This is a genomic window from Streptomyces alkaliphilus, assembly GCF_014141535.1.
GTDB lineage: Bacteria > Actinomycetota > Actinomycetes > Streptomycetales > Streptomycetaceae > Streptomyces > Streptomyces alkaliphilus.
In genome coordinates, this window is the sequence record NZ_VKHT01000128.1 from 1 (window position 1) to 8,159 (window position 8,159).

At 72.8% G+C, this 8,159-nt stretch carries 8 protein-coding genes and 1 pseudogene; 3 read left to right on the forward strand and 6 right to left on the reverse strand.

The genetic code is table 11. The features are described from left to right. The first annotated feature begins 303 nt into the window (after positions 1–303). The gene (locus FNQ90_RS06835; RefSeq protein WP_182605435.1) at positions 304–1,251 is read left to right on the forward strand and encodes a coiled-coil domain-containing protein; all 948 of its coding nucleotides are present in this window, start codon (positions 304–306) and stop codon (positions 1,249–1,251) included. A gap of 137 nt (positions 1,252–1,388) precedes the next feature. On the opposite strand, the gene FNQ90_RS06840 is transcribed toward FNQ90_RS06835, so the two are convergent. Next, a complete protein-coding gene (locus FNQ90_RS06840; RefSeq protein WP_182605436.1) occupies positions 1,389–1,709 on the reverse strand; it encodes an ATP/GTP-binding protein in 321 nt (106 codons plus the stop codon). Between the two features lie 374 nt (positions 1,710–2,083). On the opposite strand from FNQ90_RS06840, the pseudogene FNQ90_RS06845 reads away from it, so the two are divergent. After that, positions 2,084–3,115 (forward strand): annotated as a pseudogene (locus tag FNQ90_RS06845) (LLM class flavin-dependent oxidoreductase); the annotation flags it as partial. Between the two features lie 190 nt (positions 3,116–3,305). On the opposite strand, the gene FNQ90_RS06850 reads toward FNQ90_RS06845, so the two are convergent. Further along, positions 3,306–3,698 (reverse strand): SCO5389 family protein, encoded by a 393-nt coding sequence (locus FNQ90_RS06850; RefSeq protein ID WP_182605439.1) that lies wholly within the window; start codon positions 3,696–3,698, stop codon positions 3,306–3,308. 393 nt (positions 3,699–4,091) lie between these two features. On the opposite strand from FNQ90_RS06850, the gene nucS reads away from it, so the two are divergent. Continuing rightward, positions 4,092–4,775, forward strand: coding sequence for an endonuclease NucS (gene nucS, locus FNQ90_RS06855; protein ID WP_182605440.1), 684 nt, complete (start codon positions 4,092–4,094; stop codon positions 4,773–4,775). Positions 4,776–4,912: 137 nt separating this feature from the next. Here nucS and FNQ90_RS06860 read toward each other — a convergent pair whose 3' ends face one another. The 4 genes from FNQ90_RS06860 to FNQ90_RS06875 form a co-directional block, all read right to left on the reverse strand. Beyond that, positions 4,913–6,328, reverse strand: a complete 1,416-nt coding sequence (locus tag FNQ90_RS06860; RefSeq protein WP_182605441.1) for a hypothetical protein — start codon at positions 6,326–6,328, stop codon at positions 4,913–4,915. Further along, the gene (locus FNQ90_RS06865; RefSeq protein WP_182605442.1) at positions 6,325–6,549 is read right to left on the reverse strand and encodes an alpha/beta fold hydrolase; all 225 of its coding nucleotides are present in this window, start codon (positions 6,547–6,549) and stop codon (positions 6,325–6,327) included. Before FNQ90_RS06865 ends, FNQ90_RS06860 begins: the two co-directional genes overlap by 4 nt. Continuing rightward, positions 6,546–7,619: an SDR family oxidoreductase gene (locus tag FNQ90_RS06870; RefSeq protein WP_182605443.1), complete on the reverse strand. Its 1,074-nt coding sequence runs from the start codon at positions 7,617–7,619 to the stop codon at positions 6,546–6,548. Before FNQ90_RS06870 ends, FNQ90_RS06865 begins: the two co-directional genes overlap by 4 nt. Before the next feature lie 249 nt (positions 7,620–7,868). After that, positions 7,869–8,096 carry a hypothetical protein gene (locus tag FNQ90_RS06875; RefSeq protein ID WP_143618376.1) on the reverse strand — a complete coding sequence of 76 codons (228 nt, stop codon included), beginning with the start codon at positions 8,094–8,096 and terminating at the stop codon, positions 7,869–7,871. Between the last annotated feature and the right edge of the window lie 63 nt (positions 8,097–8,159).

Here is an 8,159-nt window from a genome sequence, read left to right on the forward strand (position 1 = left end):
CCCGAACACCGGGCGATTCCCCTCGCACCCCGCGTCACCGCAGGTCAGAGTCGGGTGAAAGCGAGGCGGGAGCATGGCGGGAGGTGGGCGTCCGGCCACGGGCGGTCGCCCGCGCCGGGACGCGGGAGGACGTGACGGGTGTGCCGGACCGGTCATTCTCGCGCGAAGAACCGGGGGATCCGCTCGAAGACACGCCGGTTTGCCCCCTAGGATTCGGGCGAGGGCATATCCGGGTGTGTTCCGGCCGGACGCACCCCGAGAGGTACCCCGTACGACTCACCCGTCTGATTCGACAGGAACCCCATGAGCGAGACTTCCTCCCCCTTCGGCTTCGATCTCGTGCGGCGTGGCTACGACAAGGGCCAGGTGGACGACCGCATCGCCAAGCTGGTCGCCGACCGGGACAGCGCGCTGGCCCGCATCACCTCCCTGGAGAAGCGCATCGAGGAGCTGCACCTCGAGACGCAGAACGCGCAGGCCCAGATCTCCGACTCCGAGCCCTCCTACGCGGGTCTGGGTGCCCGCGTGGAGAAGATCCTCCGCCTCGCCGAGGAGGAGGCCAAGGACCTGCGCGAGGAGGCCCGTCGCGCCGCCGAGGCCCAGCGCGAGCTGGCCGAGAAGCAGGCCCAGCAGGTGCGCAACGACGCCGAGTCCTTCGCCGTGGACCGCAAGGCCAAGGCCGAGGACGAGGGCGCCCGCATCGTCGAGAAGGCCAAGAACGACGCCGCCGCGACCCGCGCCGACGCCGACAAGGCCGCCCAGGCCAAGCGGGAGGAGGCGGACGCCCTCTTCGAGGACACCCGCGCCAAGGCCGCCCAGGCCGCCGCCGACTTCGAGACCAACCTCGCCAAGCGTCGGGAGCAGTCCGAGCGGGACCTGGCCGCCCGTCAGGCCAAGGCCGAGAAGCGACTCGCGGAGATCGAGCACCGCGCCGAGCAGCTGCGCCTGGAGGCCGAGAAGCTGCGCACCGACGCCGAGCGCCGCGCCCGTCAGACGGTGGAGACCGCCCAGCGCCAGGCCGAGGACATCGTCGCCGACGCCAACGCCAAGGCCGACCGCGTCCGCAGCGAGTCCGAGCGCGAGCTGGCGGCGCTGACCAACCGCCGCGACAGCATCAACGCGCAGCTGACCAACGTCCGCGAGATGCTGGCCACGCTGACCGGCGCCCAGGTGGCCGCCGCCGCTCTCGGCGACACCGACGACGACAACGAGGGTCTGAGCAAGGGCGTCCCCGCCCAGCAGTCCCGCTGACCCGAACCGACCCGCCCGCCGCCTCGCCCCTCCGTGCGGGCGGGTCGGCGGGCGGGTCGGTGACGTCCCGGTCCCGGCGCCCCGTGCCCCCGCGCGGGGCGCCGTGCCGTTTCCGTACCGACGCCCCGCCGGAGAGGTCAGTACCGGGGGGCGTTGCGGGAGCGGCGGACGACGGGGGCGCGCCGGTCACGGGCCGTCCAGCACCCGCTGTGCCAGTGCCGGCGGTCATCCACCGCCCCGAACCGCTGCCACGCCACCACGTGGGGCAGGCCCGGCGCGATCTCCTGGTCGCACCCGGGACAGCGGTAGTGCTTCACGGCCGCGGCACCGCTGACGCGCCGCACCACCCACTCCTCACCGCGCCAGTCCTCGGTGGTCTCCGTGCCGCGCGCGCCGCCCTCCCCGGAACCCCGGGTGTCGGGACGTCGGTCGCGCCGGTGGTTGCGCCGGGGGGACACCTGGCACCTCCGGTTCCGTTCGTTCGCTCGCCGGTCTCGCCGCCCATCCGTCCGACCGCGCCCGACGAACGGGGCGCCCGGTGGGCGCTCCCAGCCTACGCACCCGGGCGGGGGTCGCGGGGCCGGCGCACGCCGTCCCGGCGGGCGCGGTCGGCGTGCGCCCCGGTGCCGCGACGCGCCCTCCGGACGCGGACACGCCGCCGCGCTCCGGGGAAGTGTCACTTGAGTATCGGCTTTCCCCCCTCATCACGAAATCCACTCGAAAGCCATGATCATCGGAAAAACTCTGCGTCAGGCCGTGCCCTTGGCACGTGTCAGGCGTTGATGCCATGGAGATATGTGATGCACACAGCGCATCACGAAGGAGTGAAGGCATGCGTGTGGGGACATTCGTGTTGGCCGGCCGGTTCCCGGGGCAGACCGATCGGGAGGCGCTGGACCGGGCCGTCCGGACCGTGGTGACCGCCGAGGAGGCGGGCCTGTGCGACGCCTGGTTGGCCGAACACCATTTCGTCCCCTACGGGACCTGCCCCTCGGCGGCGACCCTCGCCGCCCACCTGCTCGGCCGCACCCGGCGCATCGGCCTGGGCACCGCCATCAGCGTGCTGTCGACCGTCCACCCGGTGGCGCTCGGGGAGCAGGCCGCGCTGCTGCACCTGGTCTCCGGGGGACGTTTCACCCTGGGCGTGGGACGCGGGGGCCCATGGGTGGACCTGGAGGTCTTCGGCACCGGCCTGCCCGCCTTCGAGCGGGGGTTCCCGGAATCCCTGGACGTCCTGCTGCGGTGGCTGCGCGGCGGCGAGGTGGGCTCGGCCGGGGAACTCCACCGCTTCCGACCCGTGACGGTGGTCCCCGACCCCACCGAGCCCACGGGAGCGGACCGCTCCACCACCGGGCCACCGGTGGTCGTCGCCTGCACCTCTCCGGGGACGGTCCGGCTGGCGGCGGAGCGGGGTCTGCCCATGCTGCTGGGGATGCACGCCGGTGACGAGGAGAAGGCCGCGATGGTGCGGCTGTGGCGGGAGACCGCGCGCGCCGCGGGTCACGACGCGGAGACCGTGGCGTGCGACCGGCACGTCTCGGTCGGTGTGGTGCAGATCGGCGACAGTCACACCGGGGCGGTGGAGACGCTGCGTCGGGCGCTGCCGGGGATGTTGCGGCAGGGTTTGGCCGCGCACCGCACGGTGGACGGCCGGAAACGCACCATGCGCGACCCGCTGGCGTACACCGAACTCCTCTGCGAGCTGCACCCGGTGGGCACCCCCCGGCTGTGCGCGGACCGGATCGCCGCCACCGCGGAGGCCACCGGGATCACCCGGTTCGCCCTGCTGGCGGAGGGGTCGGGGGACCCGGAACTCACGGAGGAGACCCTGTGGCGACTGGGGACGGAGGTGCTGCCGCTGCTGCCGGACGCCGCGTCCGGAGCCGGGGCGCGGGCGCCCGCCGTTCCGGCCGTCACCGTCCCCCCGTCACCGGGCTTCCCGGAGGCGGAGGCCGGGAAGCCGGTGGGGCGGGTCGGGGTGACGGGGCGGCCGGAACGGTCCGGGCGAACCGGGTCGATCGACGAGGGTGTCGCCGGCGGGCTCGGGGGGAGGGTCAGCAGTCCCGCAGTTCCGGTGACTGGTTGAGCAGTTGGCCCCGGAGGGAACGGAACCGGCCCAGCCGGTCGTCCACCGAGGAATCCAGCGGGAAGACCGCCACCCGGTGGCAGTTCTGGAAGGCGAGCCGGACGCCGAAGTGACGCTCCAGCGAGCCCCTGATGGCATCGCTGGCCAGCGCCCGCAGCAACTGGCCACGGGCCTGCTCGCTGGGGGGCGGGGTGGTGTTGTCGGCGAATTCGCCACCGTCCACCTGCAGGCGGGCGACCAGGTTGCTGATCATCTCCCAGGCGTACGGGAGGGAGGTACGGACGCAGTCGACGAAGGCGGCTTCGTCGACCTCGCCTCGCTCGGCCTGCTCCAGGAGCGCCGGTGAGACGTCGAGCGACATGGGGTTCTCCTCTCGCGACCCCCGGGGCGGGGGTCTGACGGACGGGCCGGGAACGTCGCTCCCCCGATCACCGGCGGACCGACCGGCGCGGCATGTGGGCACTCCGCGCCGTGCGGCACCACCCGATGGTGATCAGTGGTGATCGAATGAATTCGGACGGCGACACCCCCGGAGACACCGTACGGCTCCCTGACCGGCCATGTCAGTGGAATGAGCACATAACTGGCCACGATCGGAACCATCCGTTCTCATCCGATCTGCTGTCATATCGCATGAACGCCACGGGAGTCGACGACCGGCCACCGGCCGGGCGTCCCCCGCCCCCGGGGGAAGGGCGGGCCCCGTCGGTGACGACTTCGCCCCCGGAGCCCCGGGCCGGTAGCGTGGCCGACCATGCGCCTCGTGATCGCCCGCTGCTCCGTCGACTACGCCGGCCGCCTGACGGCCCATCTGCCCCTCGCCCCCCGGCTGATCCTGGTCAAGGCGGACGGGTCCGTCTCGATCCACGCCGACGACCGCGCCTACAAGCCGCTCAACTGGATGTCGCCCCCGTGCACCCTGAGCATCGACGAGGGGACCGGGGAGAACGGCGACGAACAGCTGTGGACGGTGATCAACAAGAGCGGCGAGAAACTGTTGATCACCATGGCCGAGGTCCTGCACGACTCCTCCCACGAACTGGGTGTGGATCCGGGGCTGATCAAGGACGGCGTCGAGGCCCACCTGCAGGAACTCCTGGCCGACCGGATGGAGACCCTGGGCGAGGGCTGGAGCCTGATCCGCCGGGAGTACCCCACCGCCATCGGACCGGTGGACATCCTGGGGCGGGACGCCGAGGGCGCGACGGTCGCCGTGGAGATCAAGCGACGGGGCGAGATCGACGGCGTGGAACAACTCACCCGCTACCTGGAACTGCTCAACCGCGACCCCCTGCTGGCCCCGGTCCGGGGCGTCTTCGCCGCGCAGGAGATCAAGCCCCAGGCCCGGGTGCTCGCCTCCGACCGGGGCATCCGCTGCGTGGTGCTCGACTACGACGCGCTGCGCGGCATCGAGGACGACAAGCTCCGTCTCTTCTGACCCCGGCCGCGCCCCGCCCGGCTCCGTGGCCGGACGGGACCGCGCACGGGGAGGCGCCCCGGCCCCACGTCCGGGCCGGGGCGCCTCTCCGCCCTCCCGCCCCCGCAGCGGGGCCGGGCGGGACGCGGAGGCGCGGGTCAGGACCAGCCGATCCCGTACCGGCCGCCCCCGTGTTCGGCGAGGAAGGTGTCGATCGCCTCCGGGGGCAACGGCGGCGGCAGCGGCTGCCGCTCCTCGATCCCCTCGAAGGCGGGCTGGAAGCGCATGGTGCTGCCCGGGTCCACCGGGTACACCTCCTCGTCCACGCCGATGATCTCGGCCTTCCGACGGGCGTACCGCTCGATGGTGCGCCGCCACTCCTTTGGCGGGACCACGCCGGGGGACTTCAGTCCCCGGGAGAAGACGTTGAGGTGGATCTCGTCCCAGGGGTCTCCCGCACTCTCCGACTCCTCCAGATAGTCGGTGAGGGCGTCCAACGACGGCCGCATGTTGAAGCGCAGCCAGAACGGCACCGCCCCCACCTTCAACGCCCACAGGGGGTCCCACTGCACGTAGGACTCCACCAGCAGCCGGTTCCCGGCCAGACCCCGCTCCCGGTACCAGGAGCGGTAGAAGTCGGCGACGAAGGCGCTGGGCACCTGCGGGTCCTCGAAGACCAGCCGGCGCACGGGGTGGTCGGAGCGCTCGGCGACCCGTCGGATGTCCTCGGCCATCGAGGGGTGGAAGCCCCACTCGGCCTCCGGTCGCCGCGCGTCGGGCTCCGGCGGCTCCCATCCGTCGCGATCCGACTTCGCGGTGTGCAGGAAGTCGGTGATCCGCTCCCCGGTGTCGTGGTACTCCTCCTCCGGAATGCCACCGAGGCAACCGAACTGGAAGTACGTGCGGTCCCCGACCTCCCGGGTGCGCCAGTCGCGGGTGCACTCCACCTGGATGACCGGGGCCCCCGGCGCGAGACGTTCCTCGATGAACCGCTCGTAGGTCTCGCCGAGTTCCAGCCGCTTGAGTCGCAGGTGGGCCATCTTCGCCGGCATGGCGCGGTCCTGGCCGGGATCGTGCATGTGGTGGACCGCGATCCCGGGATTGTCCGCCGCCACCCGGCGGGCGAGGGGGGCGATGGCGTCCAGCGCGGCGCGCGGGTCGTCCGGGTGGGTGGCGGTGTCCCGTACCGAGACCAGCTGGGTCTGCGGCAGGAACGGCGCCCCCAACGCGGCGGCCAGGTGCACCACGGCCCCGCTGGTCGAACCGATCACCAGCGCCGGGTACGGGCCGGGGCCGTACTGCCGGACCACCCACTCGTCGAGATCCTCGATCCGGACGTCCCGCACCCGGTCCAGGGGTATCGCCTGCTGGTAGCCCATGCCGGCGAAGACGCGGCGGCGCACGGGACGCGGAAGGCGGGCCAGGCCGTTCGCCAGGCGCGGTGAGCCGGGCCCCATGGACATCCCGCGGTGGCTCTCCCCGTGCAGGAAACTCCCCAGGGCCCGGACGGTGTTGGCGGAGGAGTCGAAGTCGGTCCGGAAGCGGGCTCCCTTGGCCCGGGACATGAGTTTCACCGGTTGGTCCTTTCCTCGGCCGCCCGGCCGGAGACGACCGCCGAGCGCCGCGTCAGCAGCTCCCGGGTGATCCGTGCCATCTCCACGGGCGATGAGTGGTTCAGGGCGTGGGGGGCGCCGGGCACCTCGATCAGCCGGCCGTCCGGCAGCAGGTCAGCGACCTCCCGGGCCCGGGAGTGCGGGGTGAACCCGTGGTCGTCCCGTCCCCTCGCGGGGGTCATCCGGATCGCCGCTTCTTGACCACCCGGGCCACCTTCCACGCACCCACCGCCACGGGCAGGACGTGCCGGGCGCGACGGCTCTTCCCTCCCCCGCCGACCATCGGCACCCGACGCCCGACCCCGGCCGCCAGACCGACCAGGGCGACGGCCGTCAGGGTCCGCCGGACGTTGGTCCGCCGCCGGCCGTGCCACCCGCCCGGTACGGAGCCCGTGTCGGACACCGACTCGTAGAGGTTGCCGGCGTTGGCGGGCGCCGGTTCCTTGCGGGAGAGGTGCTTGCGGTCGAACATCCTCCCCATCGTGCTCTCGACCGTCCCCGGGGCCATCTTCGACTCCATGACCATCTGTCGGGCCATCGGGCCGACGACGGTCTCGCGACGCGGCATCCGCGTCATGTTCACGATCGCCCGGGCCACCCGCTCCGGGGGGTACACGGGCGGCATCGCCAGCACCTTGCGACCGGAGTAGTTGGCCGCCTCGTCGAAGAAGGGGGTGTCGATGGTGGCCGGCAGCACGGAGCACACGTGCACACCCCGCACGCCCTCCACCTTCAGCTCCTGCCGCAGGCTCGAGGTCAGTCCCCGGATGGCGAACTTCGACATCGTGTAGGCCTGGTTGTAGGGCTGGCTGATGACACCGACGACGGATGAGACGTTCACCAGGACCCCGTGGCCCCGCTCGCGCATGAGCGGCAGGGCGGCCCGCGCGCCGTGGACGTAGCCCATGACGTTGACGTCCATCACCCGCCGGATGTCCTCCAACGGGACCTCCCCGAAGGGTCCGATCGCGGTCACGGCCGCGTTGTTCACCCACACGTCGATCCGGCCGAACCGCTCCACGGCCCGCCGCGCCAGGGCGTCCACCGCCTCGGGGTCGGTGACGTCGGTGGGCACGACGAGGGTCCCGGCCCCGCCGTGTTTCTCGCATTCGCGGGCGGCTTCCTCCAGGGCTTCCTCCCGGCGGGCCGCCAGCACCACGGCCGCGCCCTTGCGGGCGAAGCTCAGGGCGGTGGCCCGTCCGATGCCGCTGGACGCTCCGGTGATCACCACCACGGAATCACGTACGCGCATGTCACGCCTCCTTGCTCGGGTACCCGGGGTGTCACGAACCGCGGGAGTTCGTGGCACCCCGGGTACCCGCCCGGCGGGCACCGAATCGCGCAAATGATCTACTTATGGAGCATGCGGGAGATGCGGGGGACACGGCGTACGCGGTCGCCCCGGGTCGCCTTCCATCGCCTCACACCATCCCCTCCGTCCCCTCCCGTCCCCTCTTCCGTCTCCCGACCTCCGGACCCGTCCGGGACGGCGGGGGAGCCGTCAGCGGGACGGGCGTTCCTGTCGGCGGGCACGGTGCCGCTTCAGGGCCCGCCAGGCCGCCAGGGCCGCGGGCACCATCCGCAGCAGACCGCCGACGCGCACCTCCGTCGTGGCGAGGGCGACGACCGGCAGCGCCACCGCGAGCGCCGGCAGGGAGGGCACCCCATCCCCCTCGGTCCGCTCCGGGGCGGTCTGCGGTGTCGAGACGGCACTGTTGTGCACGGTCATCCTCGGCCTCCTCGGATCACGTCAGGGGGTATCTCCCCTCCCGGCGCATGCCCACCGCGAATG

Bases quoted from the DNA above. Each gene is read 5' to 3' on its own strand.
- FNQ90_RS06850 (WP_182605439.1), bottom strand. From the start codon at position 3,698: ATGTCGCTCGACGTCTCACCGGCGCTCCTGGAGCAGGCCGAGCGAGGC.
- nucS (WP_182605440.1), top strand. From the start codon at position 4,092: ATGCGCCTCGTGATCGCCCGCTGCTCCGTCGACTACGCCGGCCGCCTG.
- FNQ90_RS06865 (WP_182605442.1), bottom strand. From the start codon at position 6,549: ATGACCCCCGCGAGGGGACGGGACGACCACGGGTTCACCCCGCACTCC.
- FNQ90_RS06835 (WP_182605435.1), top strand. From the start codon at position 304: ATGAGCGAGACTTCCTCCCCCTTCGGCTTCGATCTCGTGCGGCGTGGC.
- FNQ90_RS06875 (WP_143618376.1), bottom strand. From the start codon at position 8,096: ATGACCGTGCACAACAGTGCCGTCTCGACACCGCAGACCGCCCCGGAG.
- FNQ90_RS06870 (WP_182605443.1), bottom strand. From the start codon at position 7,619: ATGCGCGTACGTGATTCCGTGGTGGTGATCACCGGAGCGTCCAGCGGC.